Origin of the sequence: Luteimonas endophytica (assembly GCF_029887875.1) — a bacterium.
Classification (GTDB): domain Bacteria; phylum Pseudomonadota; class Gammaproteobacteria; order Xanthomonadales; family Xanthomonadaceae; genus Luteimonas; species Luteimonas endophytica.
This window is the reverse complement of sequence record NZ_JARXRM010000043.1, coordinates 307,625-322,186: the sequence shown is the minus strand read 5'-3', so window position 1 is coordinate 322,186 and position 14,562 is coordinate 307,625. Positions and strand designations below refer to the sequence as shown.

Sequence of the window (14,562 nt, the reverse complement as noted above, 5' to 3'; positions counted from 1 at the left end):
GCCACAGCGAATCCCCGCCGCAGCGGAGTTTGCGATGATCTTCGAACACCTCGACAAGTACGGCCACGAGCAGGTCGTGTTCTGCCACAACAAGGACACCGGCCTGAAGGCCATCATTGCGATCCACAACACGGTGCTGGGCCCGGCGCTGGGCGGCACCCGCATGTGGCCGTACAAGAGCGAGCAGGAGGCGCTGAACGACGTGCTGCGGCTGTCGCGCGGCATGACCTACAAGAACGCCGTGGCCGGGCTGAACATCGGCGGCGGCAAGGCGGTGATCATCGGCGACCCGGCCAGCGACAAGTCCGAGGCGCTGTTCCGCTCGTTCGGCCAGTTCGTCGAATCCCTGGGCGGGCGCTACATCACCGCCGAGGACGTCGGCATCGACGTCAACGACATGGAGTTCGTGTACCGCGAGACCGAGTACGTGACCGGCGTGCACCAGGTCCACGGCGGCTCGGGCGACCCTTCCCCGTTCACCGCCTACGGCACCCTGCAGGGGCTGATGGCGTCGCTGAACAAGAAGTTCGGCGACGAGGAAGTGGGCAAGTACAGCTACGCGGTGCAGGGCCTGGGCCACGTGGGCATCGAGTTCGTGAAGCTGCTCAAGGAGCGCGGCGCGAAGATCTTCGTCACCGACATCAACAAGGACCGGGTGGACCGCGCGGTCAGCGAGTACGGCGCCGAGGCGGTGGGGCTGGACGAGATCTACGACGTCGACGCCGACGTGTACTCGCCCTGCGCGCTGGGCGGCACCGTCAACGAGGAGACCCTGCCCCGGCTGAAGGCCAAGATCATCTGCGGCGCGGCCAACAACCAGCTGGCCACCAACGAGATCGGCGACGAGGTGGAGAAGCGCGGCATGCTGTACGCGCCGGACTACGCGGTGAACGCCGGCGGGGTGATGAACGTGTCGCTGGAGATCGACGGCTACAACCGCGAGCGCGCGATGCGGATGATGCGCACGATCTACCACAACCTGACCCGCATCTTCGAGATCTCCGAGCGCGACGGCATTCCCACCTACATGGCCGCCGACCGCCTGGCCGAGGAGCGCATCCAGATCATCGGCAAGCTGAAGCTGCCGCTGGGCCGCGCGGCGCCGCGCTTCCAGGGGCGCGTGCGCGGGCATTGAAGGGCCAGGGCCGGGCGCAGCCGCGCCCGGCGCTGAACCGGTTCCGCGTGCCGCGAAGGCGCGCGGGCGCCGCGACCCGGGCAGGACTGGCGGATCCGCTGCCGTCGCGTCTCGTTTCCAGACACGCAGCGAGTGCGACACGATTGCGGGCAGCGGCCTGGAATGGCCGGCCCTGATCATTCAACTACCGCTCCGAGGAGAGCCCATGCGCACGTTCCCGCTAGGTGAAGAACTCGACGCCCTCCGCGACGCGGTCCGCCGGTTCGCGGAGGCGGAGATCGCGCCGCGGGCCGAGGCGATCGACCAGGAGAACGCGTTCCCGCAGGCGCTGTGGGCCAAGCTGGGCGAGATGGGCCTGTTGGGCATGACCGTGCCGGCCGAGTTCGGCGGCAGCGAGATGGGCTTCCTGGCGCACCTGGTGGCGATGGAGGAGATCTCGCGCGCGTCAGGGTCTGTGGGGCTGTCGTACGGCGCCCATTCCAACCTGTGCGTGAGCAACCTGTACGTCAACGGCAACCAGGCGCAGCGCGAGAAGTACCTGCCGAAGCTGTGCAGCGGCGAGTGGAAGGGCGCGCTGGCGATGAGCGAGCCGGGCGCCGGCTCCGACGTGGTCGGCTCGATGAGCTGCCGCGCCGAGCAGAAAGGCGAGGCGTGGGTCGCCAACGGCAGCAAGATGTGGATCACCAACGGCCCCGAGGCCGACGTGCTGATCGTCTACATGCGCACCGCCAACCGCGAGCTCGGCTCCAGGTGCATGACCGCCTTCATCGTCGAGAAGGGCATGCCGGGCTTCCGCACCGCGCAGAAGCTCGACAAGCTGGGGATGCGCGGCAGCAATACCTGCGAGCTGGTGTTCGACAACTGCCAGATCCCGGCGGAGAACGTGCTCGGCGAGGTCAACAGCGGCGTGCGGGTGCTGATGAGCGGGCTGAACACCGAGCGGCTGGTGCTGAGCGGCGGCCCGCTGGGGCTGATGCAGGCCGCATTGGACATCGCCCTGCCCTACGTGCGCGAGCGGCGCCAGTTCGGCCAGGCGATCGGCACCTTCGGCATCATGCAGGCGAAGATCGCCGACATGTACACCGCGCTGCAGTCCTCGCGCGCGTTCGCCTACCAGGTGGCGCGCGACTACGACGCCGGGCACAAGAGCCGGGTGGACGCCGCCAGCTGCCTGCTGCACGCGTCGGAGTGCGCGGTGCAGGTGGCGCTGGAGGCGATCCAGGCGCTGGGCGGCAACGGCTACATCAACGAGTTCGCCACCGGCCGGATCCTGCGCGACGCCAAGCTGTACGCGATCGGCGCCGGCACCAACGAGATCCGCCGCATGCTGATCGGCCGCGAGCTGTTCGAGGACCGCGGCTGAGGCCTCGGGCTGCAGGCGCCGCGGGCAAGGCCCGGCGGCCGGCCCCGCGATGGCGAGGCACGTTGCGGGTTTTTCCCCGCAGGCCGATCCCGCGCTCCTTGCGGTTCCGATGCGTCGTGCGGCGTTGCCGGGCATGGCCGGCCGCGCCGGCTTTCGCGTGCATGGCGCGCTCCTACGGGGGCAGACCACGCTGACCGGGCGTTGGACCGACGGATGCATTCCCCCGTAGGAGCGGCCCATGGCCGCGAAGGCCGCGGGTGGGTCCGGGCGGGTCGGCGATGATTCCGGACGAATCCGCGTTCCCGTCGCCGGCCATCCGGGCGATCCCTCCGCGGGCGTCCACGCCCGCTTACCGAACCGGGGCTAGAATCGACGCGACGCAGCCGAGCGGGAAGCAGCCGATGGGCCGGGACATCGCCATTTCCACCGCGCACGGCACGGTCTGCGGCTGGCGCGCCGATCCGCCGCACGGGGCGCCGCTGGGCGGGCTGGTGGTGATCCAGGAGATCTTCGGCGTCAACCAGCACATGCGCACCGTGGTGGAACGCTACGCCGCCGAGGGCTACGTGACGCTGGCGCCGGCGCTGTACGACCCGGTGGAGCGCCACGTCGAGCTGGACTACGGCGAGGAGGGCTTCGCCCACGGCCGCGAGCTGGCCGCGGCGCTCGGCTTCGACCGCGCGGTGCAGCTGGTCTCGGCGGCCGCGGCGCTGCTGCGGGGCGAAGGCCACAAGACCGCCGCCATCGGCTTCTGCTGGGGCGGCAGCGTGGCGTTCCTGGCCAATACCCGGCTCGGGCTGCCGGCGGTGAGCTATTACGGCGCGCGCACCGTGCCGTTCCTGGGCGAGCCGCTGCGCGCGCCGATGCTGCTGCACTTCGGCGCCGACGACGCCTCGATCCCCGCCGGGGACATCGAAGCGCACCGCCAGCGCCTGCCGGAGGCGCAGATCCACGTCTACGAGGGCGCCGGCCACGCCTTCAACCGCGATGTGGACCCGCGCCACTACCACGCCGCCAGCGCGGCGCTGGCGCACCGCCGCACCCTGCAGTTCCTCGAGGAGGCGCTGGCATGAGCGCCGCGCGCCACCGTGCGCTGCATCGCGCGGGCTGCGCGCCGCTCCCGCGTGTGCCCGGCCGCGCCGGCGCCCGGAGCGCCCGATGACCCGGGCACGCGCCCCCGCGCCGGTCGGTTTCGCCATGGACTCGCGCCTGGCCGGCGACACCCATCCGCTCGCCTCGCTGCCGCTGTGCGAGCTGCGGCTGATGGACGATGCCAACTACCCGTGGCTGGTGCTGGTGCCGCGGGTGGCCGAGGCGCGCGAGCTGATCGATCTGGGCCCGGAGCAGCGCCGCCTGCTGGTGGAGGAGATCGACCTGGCCTCGCGCCTGCTGCGCGAGGTGTTCCGCCCGCACAAGCTCAACGTGGCCGCGCTCGGCAACCTGGTGCCGCAGCTGCACGTGCACGCGATCGCCCGCTTCGAGGACGACCCGGCCTGGCCGGCGCCGGTGTGGGGCCGGGTGGCGGCGCGGCCGTACACGCCGGAGGCGCTGGTCGAACGCGTCGCGCGCCTGCGCGCCGCGCTGCCGGAGTGACCGGTTTCGCGGTCGAACGCCTGGGCGGGGAAGCGCTGCTGCTGCGGCTCGGCGAGCGCATCGACGGCGAACTCAACGGCCGCGTGCACGCGCTCGCGGCGGCGATCGAGGCGCAGCGGCCGCCGTGGCTGCTGGACGTGGTGCCGGGCTACGCCGCGCTGGCGCTGTTCGTGGCCGCCGACGCCGGCGGCGATGAGGTCGACCCGCTGCTGCATGCGGAGCGCTGGTTGCGCGCGTGCCTGCCGGCCGCCGGTCGCCCCGGCGACTCCTCCCCCGACGACGACGACGACGACGACGACAGCGACAGCGACAGCGACAGCGACAGCGACAGCGACGAAGGCTACCGCCCTCTGCGGGAGCGGCGCGAGCCGCAACGTCCGCCCGCATCCGATGCCGCCGGGTCCGGTGCCGCCGAGGCCCCGATCGTCGAGATCCCGGTCCACTACGGCGGCCCCTGCGGCCCCGACCTGGCCGACGTCGCCGCGCACGCCGGCCTGTCGACGGAGGACGCCATCGCCACCCACGCCGCCGCCGAGTACCGCGTGGCGATGCTCGGCTTCGCCCCCGGCTTCCCCTACCTGCTCGGGCTCGACCCGCGCCTGGCGATGCCGCGCATGGACACGCCGCGGACCCGCATCCCCGCCGGCAGCGTGGCGATCGGCGGCGCCCAGACCGGCATCTACCCGCGCGAGAGCCCGGGCGGCTGGCGCATCGTCGGCAGCACTCCGCTGCGGCTGTTCGATCCGGCGCGTTCGCCGCCCTCGCTGCTGGCGCCGGGGCAGCGGGTGCGGTTCGTGCCCGCCGAACGCGCCGGTTCGACCAGTCCGACGCAGGCATCCGACGCGGACGGCGGAACGAACGCATCCGAAGCGGCCGGGCCCGCGCGCCCGTCGGCATCGACAGGCGCGCCGGCGGGCTCCAACGCAGGCGGCGATGGCCCCAAGCCGGGCCCGTGCGGCCCGTCGGGCCGATCCAACGCGCCCGGCCGTTCCGTTGCGCCCGAGCGATCGGCCGTGCCCCTCCGGGCAGGGCAACCGGCCGGGTCGCAGCGTTCCCACTGCGCTGCAAGCGTCCCGGACCGTGCCCACGCCGAGGACGCGACGGTGGAAGTGCTGGCACCGGGCCTGGCCACCACGGTGCAGGACGCCGGCCGCAGCGGCCTGCGCCACCTGGGCGTGGGCGGCGCCGGCGCGCTCGATCCCTACTCGCTCGCCGTCGCCAACCTGCTGGTCGGCAACGCCCCCGGCGCCCCGGCGCTGGAAATCGCCCTGACCGGGCCCCGGCTGCGCTTCAGTCACCCGGTGTGCATCGCCTTGTGCGGCGCGGCGATCGACGCCGAGGCCGATGGCCACGCCATCCCCGGCTGGCGGCCGGTGCTGCTGCCGGCCGGCAGCATGCTCTCGCTGGGGCCATGCCGCGGCGGCGCGCGCGCATGGCTGGCGGTCGGCGGCGGCCTGGCGGTGGCGCCGGTGCTCGGCAGCGCCAGCACCGACCTGCGCGGCGGCTTCGGCGGGCCGTTCGGCGGCCGCGCGCTCGCCAGGGGCGACGTGCTGGAGATCGGCGGCGGCCCGGTTGCGGACGTCCCGCGCCCGCGCATCGCCCCCTGGTGGATCGACGGCGCGCCGGACGTCGGCAGCGCCCTGCCGGCGCGGATCCGCCTGCTGCCGGGCCGCGACGCGACCGCGCCGGCCGAGGCGGTGTTCGGCGGTCGCTGGAAGGTGGCCGCGGCCAGCAATCGGCAGGGCTTGCGCCTCGACGGCGATGCGCTCGCGCTGGCGGAGGCGCGCGAGCGCATCTCCGAACCGGTCGCCCCGGGGACCGTGCAGCTGCCGCCGGACGGGCGCCCGATCGTGCTGTTGGCCGACGCCCAGACCCACGGCGGCTACCCGCGCATCGGCCATGCGATCCGCGCCGACTGGCCGCGGCTGGCGCAGCTGCGCCCGGGGGACGGAGTCGGCTTCGTGCCCTGCACGCCTGCGCAGGCGCATGCGGCCGCTTGCGAACAGCGCCAGCGCCTGAACAGAATCGCGCTGGCGATCCAGGCGAGGCGCGGTGCCGATGGCTAGCAGCATCGATTGCAATTCGGGCGTCGGGCAGCGGCCATGGCGATGCCCCCGAGCCCGCGCCCTGGCCCAGTGCCGCCCGGCCGGGCCCGACGAGGCACGGCAGCGATGACCAGGCGCATCGACTTCAACTGCGACATGGGCGAGGGCTGCGGCGACGATCCGGCGATCGCGCCATGCATCAGCTCGGCCAGCATCGCCTGCGGCGGCCACGCCGGCGACGAGGACACGATGCAGGCGACGGTGGCGCTGTGCCTGCGCCACGGGATTGCGGTGGGGGCCCATCCATCTTTCGAGGACCGGGAGCATTTCGGGCGCCGCGAGCAGGCGCTGGCGCCGGCGGAAATCGCCGCGCTGGTCGGGCGCCAGACGGCGGCGCTGCAGCGCGTCTGCGCCCCAGCCGGCGCGCGGCTGCACCACGTCAAGCCGCACGGCGCGCTGTACAACCTCGCCGCCCGCGACGCGGCGGTGGCCGCCGCCATCGCCGGCGCGGTGCGGGCGCTGGACGAGACGCTGGTGCTGTATGCGCTCGCCGGTTCGGCGCTGGCCCGTGCCGGGCGCGAGGCCGGCCTGCGCGTGGCCGAGGAAGTGTTCGCGGAGCGCGGCTACGACGCCGAGGGGCGGCTGCTGGCGCGAGGGCTGCCCGGCGCGGAGCTCGGCCTGGATGCGGCGATCGCGCAGGTCCGCACGATGTTGCGCGAAGGCGTGGTCGCGGCCGCGGACGGCAGCCGCGTGCCGGTCCGCGCCGACACCCTGTGCCTGCACGGCGACCGCCCCGGCGCCGCCGCCTTCGCGCGCCGCCTGCGCGCGGCGCTCGAGGCGGAGGGCGTCTCCGTCATGGCCCCGGGCGCGTGAGGCACGCAGATCCACCCGCCCCCTGTGGGAGCGACGGAAGTCGCAAGGTCGGCGGGCAGGCCTTGCCTCCGCCCACTCTCCGGCCCCAGTGACATGCCCATGACCCCACCACCCCACAGCGAGCCATCCGCATGAGTTACTGGCCCCTCATCGGCGTCGCCCTGGTGGTGCTGGGATTCGCGCTGCGCATGAACCCGGCGCTGGTCGTCGTCGGCGCCGGCGTGATCACCGGCCTGGTGGCGGGCTACACGCCAGTGGGGGTGCTGGAACTGCTGGGCGAGGCGTTCACCAAGCAGCGCTACCTGGCGATCTTCCTGCTCACGCTGCCGGTGATCGGGCTCCTGGAACGGCACGGGCTGAAGGAGCGCGCGCAGGCGTGGATCGCGACCCTGCGCGGCGCCACCGCCGGACGCCTGCTGATCGTGTACCTGGCGGCGCGCCAGCTCACCGCTGCGCTGGGCCTCAACAGCCTAGGCGGGCATCCGCAGACGGTGCGGCCGCTGCTCTCGCCGATGGCGGAGGGCGCCGCGGAGGCGCGCAATGGCAGGCTCCCGGAAGCCGAACGCGAGCGCCTGAAGGCGCTGTCGGCGGCCACCGACAACGTCGGCCTGTTCTTCGGCGAGGACATCTTCATCGCCTTCGGCGCGGTGCTGCTGATGCAGGGCTTTTTTGCGGAGAACGGCATCGTGCTCGAGCCGCTGCACATCGCGCTGTGGGGTATTCCCACCGCGCTGTGCGCGTTCGCGATCCACGGCGCGCGGCTGTCGCGGCTGGACGGCAGGCTGGCGCGCGAGGCGGCCCGGCTGCAGGCCGTCGACACCGAGGCGGGCACCGCCGGAGGCGGCGAAGCCGCCGGCAGCACCAGTGCGGCCAGCGCGCCCGCGCCCTCCACGGGCATCGCCGGCAGCGGCGCCACGGGCACTGCGGTCCGGACGGCGGCGGACGCCACCACCGGGGCAACCGGCCCGGCGGCCTCAGCCGCCGGCGCACCCGATCGCGACCCCGCCGCCGGAGGATCCGCACCGTGATCACGCTGCAGTGGGTCTACTGGCTCACCGGGCTGTACCTGGCGGCGGTGGCGGTGCTGGGCTGGCGCGACCGCGGCAACCCGCGCCGCCGCACCACCGCGCTGTTCTGGGGCCTGCTGGCGGCGATGCTGCTGTTCGCCGAGCGGCTGCCGGGGGCAGTGGTGGGCGCGGTGGTGGTGGCCCTGGCGATGCTGGCCGGCTTCGGCGGCCTGGGCCGCGGCCGCTACCGCGAAAGCTCGCCCGAGGAGAAACGCAGCGAGGCGCGGCGCCTGGGCAACCGGCTGTTCTGGCCGGCCCTGCTGATCCCGCTGGTCACGGTGCTGGTGGCGGTGGTGCTGGCCGACGTCGAGATCGCCGGCCTGCGGCTGTTCGGCGCGGAGCTGACCACGCTGGTCGGCCTGGGCGTGGCCTGCGTGCTGGCGGTGGCGGCGGCGTGCCGGCTGACCCGGCAGTCGCCGGTGTCGGCGGTGGAGCAGTCGCGGCGCTTGATCGATGCGATCGGCTGGGCGGCGCTGCTGCCGCTGCTGCTGGCCACGCTGGGCAGCGTGTTCGCCGCGGCCGGCGTGGGCGAGGCGGTGGCGGGGGTGGTGGGCGCGGTGATTCCGGTGGAGAACCGCTTCGTGGTGGTGCTGGCCTACGCCCTGGGCATGGCGCTGTTCACCATGATCATGGGCAACGCCTTCGCCGCGTTCCCGGTGATGACCGGCGGCATCGCGCTGCCGCTGCTGGTCGGGGTGCACGGCGCCGATGCCGCATCGCTGGCGGCGATCGGCATGCTCTCCGGCTACTGCGGCACCCTGCTCACGCCGATGGCGGCCAACTTCAACCTGGTGCCGGCGGCGCTGCTGGAGCTGAAGGATCCGTACGCGGTGATCCGCCAGCAGGTGGCCACGGCGCTGCCGCTGCTGGCTTGCAACGTGCTGCTGATGTACTTCATCGTGTTCCGGTGATGGCGATGCCTCCAGTCTTTCGCAGCGGACTTCCGCGGGATCGCCGGCGGCGCCGGCTTTCGCGCGCATGGCGCGCTCCTTCGGGGGTCGAACGCCTTGCGGCGATGGCCGCCCTCCCCTTGCCCATGGCGGCAAGGGTGCCGTCGACGCGCACCGCCTGCGGCGACCCGTGGCCCGCGACCCGGCCCGGGCCCGCCTGATGGCCAGGCGGGCGATCCGGAACATGCCGACGGTGCTGCTGACCGGGTTCGCCCCGTTCGGCGGCGAGGCGGTCAACCCGAGCTGGCAGGCCGTGGCGTCGCTGCAGGGCGCGCGCATCGCCGGGCATCGCGTCGTCGCCCGGGAGCTGCCGGTGGAGTTCGGCACTTCGCTGCGGGCGCTGCGCGCGGCGATCCGCGAGGTCGTCCCGGCGCTGGTGCTGTGCGTGGGCCAGGCCGGCGGCCGCGCACGGCTGTCGCTGGAGCGGGTGGCGATCAACGTCGACGACGCGCGCATTCCCGACAACGCCGGCGCGCGGCCGGTGGACTGCGCGGTGGTGGCGGACGGACCGGCGGCGTACTTCGCCACCCTTCCGATCAAGGCGATGCTGGCGGCGCTGGGCGAAGCCGGCATCCCGGCCGAGGTGTCGCAGAGCGCCGGCACCTATGTGTGCAACCACGTGTTCTACGGGCTGATGCATGCGCTGCGCGCGCGGCGGGTGCGCGGGGGGTTCATCCACATCCCCTATTCGCCGGAGCAGGCCGCGCGGCACCCGGGTGCGCCGAGCATGGCCGTGGAGACCGTGGTGGCCGGCCTGCGGGTGGCCCTGCGCACCGCGCTGGCGACCGGCGCCGACCTGCGCGTCAGCGCCGGCGCCGAGCATTAGCCGGAGACGCGCCCGAACTCGCAGGAGCGGCCCATGGCCGCGAAGGCCGCGGGAAATCCGGTTGGCGCGCGCGATCGGCCGGTGGGGCGCCGTGATGGCTCAGGTGCGCGGCAGGGTCACGCCGCGCTGGCCCTGGTACTTGCCGCCGCGGTCCTTGTAGGAGGTCTCGCAGACCTCGTCGGACTGGAAGAACAGCATCTGCGCCACGCCCTCGTTGGCGTAGATGCGCGCCGGCAGCGGGGTGGTGTTGCTGAATTCCAGGGTCACGTGGCCCTCCCACTCCGGCTCCAGCGGGGTGACGTTGACGATGATGCCGCAGCGCGCGTAGGTGCTCTTGCCCAGGCACACCACCAGCACGTCGCGCGGGATGCGGAAATACTCGACGGTGCGCGCCAGCGCGAACGAGTTCGGCGGGATGATGCACTCGTCGGCTTCGATATCGACGAAGCTCTTCGGATCGAAGTGCTTCGGGTCGACGATCGTCGAGTTGATGTTGGTGAAGACCTTGAACTCGCGCGAGCAGCGCACGTCGTAACCGTAGCTGGAGGTGCCGTAGCTGACGATGCGGTGGCCGTCGGCGGCGTGCTTGACCTGGCCCGGCTCGAACGGCTCGATCATGCCGCCGTTCTCGGCCATGCGCCGGATCCAGAGGTCGCTCTTGATGCTCATGCGGTGCGGTCCGGCCAGTGCGGAGAAGCCGGGTATTGTAGGGGTGGAACCCCCGCCCTTCATCTCGGGGCCACCGCTCGCAGAAGCGACGGCTGTGGCGACACCGCGGAACCGGGCCGCCCCGGTCTTCACGGCGCCGGGGCGGCCCGTTGCGGCTGCCGTCGCTCCCACGAAGCCCGGCGCCTTCGCCTGGGCGGACACGACCGCTCCGGCGCTGCCGGGGCCGCTACGGTGGCCCGGCCGGCCAGCGGTGGTGGCCGCCGCGCTCAGGTGGGGGCAGACGTCGAACGCGCGACCGGCCGAGCGCCCGCGGCCGACGTCACACCAGCGACGCCGAGATCGGCATCGACGCGCGCGGCCGCTTGCCCAGCTCCTCGACCAGCCGGTGCGCGGTGTCGCGATAGGCCTGGGCCGCGGCGGAGTCCGGCTGCGCCGCCACCACCGGCACCCCGGCGTCGCCCTGCTCGCGGATGCCGCCTTCCAGCGGCAGCGATCCCAGCAGCGGCACCCCGTACTGCTCGGCCATGCGCGCGCCGCCGCCCTGGCCGAACAGGTGCTCGACGTGGCCGCAGTTCGAGCACACGTGCTGGGCCATGTTCTCGACCAGGCCGAGCACCGCCACGTCCACCTTGCGGAACATCTGCAGCGCCTTGCGCGCGTCCAGGGTGGCCACGTCCTGCGGGGTGGTGACGATGACCGCGCCGGCCACCGGGATCTTCTGCGCCAGGGTCAGCTGGATGTCGCCGGTGCCCGGCGGCAGGTCGACGATGAGGTAGTCGAGGCCGTTCTCGCCGCCCCACAGGGTCTCGCCCAGCAGCTGGGTGAGCGCCGAGGTGGCCATCGGCCCGCGCCAGATCATCGGCGTGTCCTGCTCGACCAGCAGGCCGATCGACATCGCCTCGATGCCGTGCGCGCGCATCGGCACGATCGACTTGCCGTCCGGGCTGTCGGGGCGCCCGGACAGGCCAAGCATGGTGGGGATGCTGGGCCCGTAGACGTCGGCATCGAGCACGCCGATCCGCGCGCCCTCGCCGGCCAGCGCCAGCGCCAGGTTCACCGCGGTGGTCGACTTGCCCACCCCGCCCTTGCCCGAGCCGATCGCGATGATGTTGCGGACCCGCGGCAGCGGCTTGAGGCTGCCCTGGACGGCGTGCGCCTGGGTGCGGGTGGATGGTGTTTCCGTTTTCATCCCCCCAGTCTACTCCTGGCCCCGACTGCGACCCCGCGCCGGCTCATGAATGGACGGTGCGGCGGCGGACCCGCCGCCGCACCGATCGGTTATAAAGGCGCTGACCTGCCGCCTGGCCGGGGCCGGACCGACTGATCATTCGGAGGGAATCATGTCCATGTCCATACGCTCAATCGCACTCGTCGTGCTCGCGGCACTGCCGCTGATGGCCGGCGCCCAGGACGGCCCCACCGGCCGCTGGAAGACCATCGACGACGAGACCGGCCGCGCCAAGTCGATCGTCGAGATCACCGAGGCCGCCGACGGCACCCTGACCGGCCGGGTGGTGGAGATCCTGCAGTCCGACCGCGGCCCCAACCCGACCTGCGACAAATGCAGCGGCGAGCGCAAGGACCAGCCGATCGAGGGCATGACCATTCTCTGGGGCCTGGAACGCGACGGCGACGCCTGGTCCGGCGGTACCATTCTCGACCCGGCCAAGGGCAAGACCTACCGCTCGAAGGCGCAGCTGATCGAACCCAACCGGCTCGGCGTGTCCGGCTGCGTGGCCTTCATCTGCCGCGAGCAGGTCTGGCAGCGGGAGTGAGCCTCCCGCGGCGCTGAACCCCGAACGGCCCGGCTCCCGCCGGGCCGTTCGCGTTTGGGACGATGGGGAGGCGAAGCACCGCGCCGCAGCCCGCGCGGGCGGCGGGAGCCCGCGGCGGGCATGCGATAATCGCCGGCCGTCCCCGCGCCGGCCGCCATGTCCCGCACCGCGATCGTCACCACCGCCCTGCCCTATGCCAACGGCCCGCTGCACCTGGGCCACCTGGTGGGCTACATCCAGGCCGACATCTGGGTGCGGGCGCGGCGAATGGCCGGCCAGACCACCCACTTCGTCTGCGCCGACGACACCCACGGCACCCCGATCATGCTCGCCGCGGAGAAGGCCGGCACCACTCCGGAGGTCTTCATCGCCGCGGTGCAGGCCGGGCACGAGCGCGACTTCGCCGACTTCGGGGTCGCGTTCGACCACTACGACTCCACCCATTCGGCGCGCCACCGCACGCTCACCGAGGCGTTCTACGCCAAGCTCGAGCGCAACGGCCACATCGCGCGGCGCGCGGTCGAGCAGTTCTACGATCCGGCCAAGGGCATGTTCCTGCCCGACCGCTACATCAAGGGCACCTGCCCCAACTGCGGCACGCCCGACCAGTACGGCGACAACTGCGAGCACTGCGGCGCCACCTACGCGCCGACCGACCTGAAGGAGCCGCGCTCGGTGCTGTCCGGGGCGACGCCGGAGCTGCGCGAGTCGGAGCACTTCTTCTTCGAGGTCGGCGACTTCGAGCCGTTCCTGCGCGAGTGGCTGCAGGGCGGCGTGGCGCCGCCCGGGGTCAAGGCCAAGCTGCGCGAGTGGCTCGACGGCGAGGGCGGGCTGCGCGCCTGGGACATCTCCCGCGACGCGCCCTACTTCGGGTTCCAGATCCCCGGCCATCCGGGCAAGTTCCTGTACGTGTGGCTGGACGCGCCGATCGGCTACCTCAGCAGCTTCCAGGCCCTGTGCGAGCGCGAGGGGCTGGATTTCTTCGGTTTCCTGGCGCCGGGCTCGGACTCCGAGCTGCACCACTTCATCGGCAAGGACATCGTGAACTTCCACGGCCTGTTCTGGCCCGCGGTGCTGCACGGCGCCGGCTTCCGCGCGCCGACCCGGCTGCACGTCAACGGCTATCTCACCGTCGACGGCGCCAAGATGTCGAAGTCGCGCGGCACCTTCGTGATGGCGCGCACCTACCTGGACTGTGGGCTGCCCCCCGAGGCGCTGCGCTACTACTACGCCGCCAAGTCCTCCGGCGGCGTCGACGACCTCGACCTGAACCTGGCCGACTTCGTCGCCCGGGTGAACGCCGACCTGGTCGGCAAGTTCGTCAACCTCGCCAGCCGCTGCGCCGGCTTCATCGGCAAGCGCTTCGACGGCCGCCTGGCGGCGGCGCTGCCGGAGCCGGCCATGTACGACCGCTTCGTCGCCGGGCTGGCGCCGATCCGCGAGGCCTACGGCCGCAACGACGCCGCGGCCGCGCTGCGCGCGGCGATGGCGCTGGCCGACGAGGCCAATCGCTACATCGACGAGAAGAAGCCCTGGGTGATCGCCAAGGCCCCCGGCGCCGAGGCCGAACTGCAGGCGGTGTGCACCCAGGGGCTGAACCTGTTCCGGGTGCTGGCGGCGGCGCTGCGCCCGGTGCTGCCGGCGCTGGCGGCGCAGGTGGAGCACTTCCTCGCCGCGCCGATGGGGCAGTGGCGGGACCTCGATGCCCCGCTCCTGGACCATCCGATCCAGCCGTACGCGCCGCTGTTCACCCGACTCGACCCGAAGCAGATCCAAGCCATGACCGAAGCCAGCCGCGACACCATGGGGGGCGCTGCCGCCGGCGCCGCGACGCCCGATGCCGAATCCACCAAGGGCAAGCCCGAGCCTGCCAAGGCGGGCGCCCAGGGCAGCAAGGCCGGCGGAAAAGTCGCTCCCCAGCAAGCCGGCACGATCGCCATCGACGATTTCGCGAAACTCGACCTGCGCATCGGCCGGGTGCTGGCCTGCGAGTTCGTGGAGGGTTCGGACAAGCTGCTGCGCTTCGAGCTGGATGCCGGCGAGCTCGGCCGGCGCCAGATCTTCTCCGGCATCCGCGCCAGCTACGGCGAGCCGGACACGCTGGTCGGACGCAACGTGGTGTTCATCGCCAACCTGGCGCCGCGCAAGATGCGCTTCGGGCTGAGCGAGGGCATGATCCTGTCGGCCGGTTTCGATGGCGGCGCGCTGGCGCTGCTGGACGCCGACCAGGGCGCGCAGCCGGGCATGCCGGTGCGGTGAACGGCCA

General features: G+C 73.0%; 13 protein-coding genes. 11 read left to right on the top strand and 2 right to left on the bottom strand.

Features of this window, described 5'->3' with window-relative positions; all coding sequences use genetic code 11:
* Window positions 1–34: 34 nt before the first annotated feature.
* The 9 genes from QFW77_RS14965 (at window position 35) to pcp (ending at window position 9,852) form a co-directional block, all read left to right on the top strand.
* Entirely contained in the window at window positions 35–1,135 is a 1,101-nt protein-coding gene (locus QFW77_RS14965) for a Glu/Leu/Phe/Val dehydrogenase dimerization domain-containing protein (RefSeq protein WP_280575574.1), read from the top strand.
* Window positions 1,136–1,340: 205 nt separating this feature from the next.
* Window positions 1,341–2,498: an isovaleryl-CoA dehydrogenase gene (locus QFW77_RS14960; protein WP_280575573.1), complete on the top strand. Its 1,158-nt coding sequence runs from the start codon at window positions 1,341–1,343 to the stop codon at window positions 2,496–2,498.
* A gap of 401 nt (window positions 2,499–2,899) precedes the next feature.
* Window positions 2,900–3,571 carry a dienelactone hydrolase family protein gene (locus QFW77_RS14955; RefSeq protein WP_280575572.1) on the top strand — a complete coding sequence of 224 codons (672 nt, stop codon included), beginning with the start codon at window positions 2,900–2,902 and terminating at the stop codon, window positions 3,569–3,571.
* Window positions 3,572–3,656: 85 nt separating this feature from the next.
* Window positions 3,657–4,091, top strand: a complete 435-nt coding sequence (locus tag QFW77_RS14950; RefSeq protein WP_280575571.1) for an HIT family protein — start codon at window positions 3,657–3,659, stop codon at window positions 4,089–4,091.
* Window positions 4,088–6,157: a 5-oxoprolinase subunit PxpB gene (pxpB, locus tag QFW77_RS14945; RefSeq protein WP_280575570.1), complete on the top strand. Its 2,070-nt coding sequence runs from the start codon at window positions 4,088–4,090 to the stop codon at window positions 6,155–6,157. Before QFW77_RS14950 ends, pxpB begins: the two co-directional genes overlap by 4 nt.
* Window positions 6,158–6,262: 105 nt before the next feature.
* On the top strand, window positions 6,263–7,009 hold the full coding sequence (locus QFW77_RS14940; protein ID WP_280575569.1) for a 5-oxoprolinase subunit PxpA: 747 nt from the start codon (window positions 6,263–6,265) through the stop codon (window positions 7,007–7,009).
* 131 nt (window positions 7,010–7,140) lie between these two features.
* On the top strand, window positions 7,141–8,037 hold the full coding sequence (locus tag QFW77_RS14935; protein ID WP_280575568.1) for a DUF969 domain-containing protein: 897 nt from the start codon (window positions 7,141–7,143) through the stop codon (window positions 8,035–8,037).
* Window positions 8,034–8,987: a DUF979 domain-containing protein gene (locus QFW77_RS14930; RefSeq protein ID WP_280575567.1), complete on the top strand. Its 954-nt coding sequence runs from the start codon at window positions 8,034–8,036 to the stop codon at window positions 8,985–8,987. The genes QFW77_RS14935 and QFW77_RS14930 overlap by 4 nt, the downstream gene beginning before the upstream one ends.
* Window positions 8,988–9,210: 223 nt before the next feature.
* A complete protein-coding gene (pcp, locus tag QFW77_RS14925) occupies window positions 9,211–9,852 on the top strand; it encodes a pyroglutamyl-peptidase I (protein WP_280575566.1) in 642 nt (213 codons plus the stop codon).
* 99 nt (window positions 9,853–9,951) lie between these two features.
* On the opposite strand, the gene dcd is transcribed toward pcp, so the two are convergent.
* Complete coding sequence (dcd, locus tag QFW77_RS14920; protein WP_280575565.1) at window positions 9,952–10,521, bottom strand: dCTP deaminase; 570 nt, start codon at window positions 10,519–10,521, stop codon at window positions 9,952–9,954.
* A 319-nt stretch (window positions 10,522–10,840) separates the two neighbouring features.
* A complete protein-coding gene (gene apbC, locus QFW77_RS14915) occupies window positions 10,841–11,710 on the bottom strand; it encodes an iron-sulfur cluster carrier protein ApbC (RefSeq protein WP_280575564.1) in 870 nt (289 codons plus the stop codon).
* Between the two features lie 151 nt (window positions 11,711–11,861).
* On the opposite strand from apbC, the gene QFW77_RS14910 reads away from it, so the two are divergent.
* Entirely contained in the window at window positions 11,862–12,296 is a 435-nt protein-coding gene (locus QFW77_RS14910; RefSeq protein ID WP_280575563.1) for a DUF2147 domain-containing protein, read from the top strand.
* Window positions 12,297–12,452: 156 nt separating this feature from the next.
* Complete coding sequence (gene metG / locus QFW77_RS14905) at window positions 12,453–14,555, top strand: methionine--tRNA ligase (protein ID WP_280575562.1); 2,103 nt, start codon at window positions 12,453–12,455, stop codon at window positions 14,553–14,555.
* Window positions 14,556–14,562 lie beyond the last annotated feature (7 nt).

What these genes read in the sequence shown, in the direction of transcription:
- QFW77_RS14965 (WP_280575574.1), top strand. Translation starts at nt 35, where the DNA reads ATGATCTTCGAACACCTCGACAAGTACGGCCACGAGCAGGTCGTGTTC.
- QFW77_RS14960 (WP_280575573.1), top strand. Translation starts at nt 1,341, where the DNA reads ATGCGCACGTTCCCGCTAGGTGAAGAACTCGACGCCCTCCGCGACGCG.
- QFW77_RS14955 (WP_280575572.1), top strand. Translation starts at nt 2,900, where the DNA reads ATGGGCCGGGACATCGCCATTTCCACCGCGCACGGCACGGTCTGCGGC.
- QFW77_RS14950 (WP_280575571.1), top strand. Translation starts at nt 3,657, where the DNA reads ATGACCCGGGCACGCGCCCCCGCGCCGGTCGGTTTCGCCATGGACTCG.
- QFW77_RS14940 (WP_280575569.1), top strand. Translation starts at nt 6,263, where the DNA reads ATGACCAGGCGCATCGACTTCAACTGCGACATGGGCGAGGGCTGCGGC.
- QFW77_RS14935 (WP_280575568.1), top strand. Translation starts at nt 7,141, where the DNA reads ATGAGTTACTGGCCCCTCATCGGCGTCGCCCTGGTGGTGCTGGGATTC.
- pcp (WP_280575566.1), top strand. Translation starts at nt 9,211, where the DNA reads ATGCCGACGGTGCTGCTGACCGGGTTCGCCCCGTTCGGCGGCGAGGCG.
- dcd (WP_280575565.1), bottom strand. Translation starts at nt 10,521, where the DNA reads ATGAGCATCAAGAGCGACCTCTGGATCCGGCGCATGGCCGAGAACGGC.
- apbC (WP_280575564.1), bottom strand. Translation starts at nt 11,710, where the DNA reads ATGAAAACGGAAACACCATCCACCCGCACCCAGGCGCACGCCGTCCAG.
- QFW77_RS14910 (WP_280575563.1), top strand. Translation starts at nt 11,862, where the DNA reads ATGTCCATGTCCATACGCTCAATCGCACTCGTCGTGCTCGCGGCACTG.
- metG (WP_280575562.1), top strand. Translation starts at nt 12,453, where the DNA reads ATGTCCCGCACCGCGATCGTCACCACCGCCCTGCCCTATGCCAACGGC.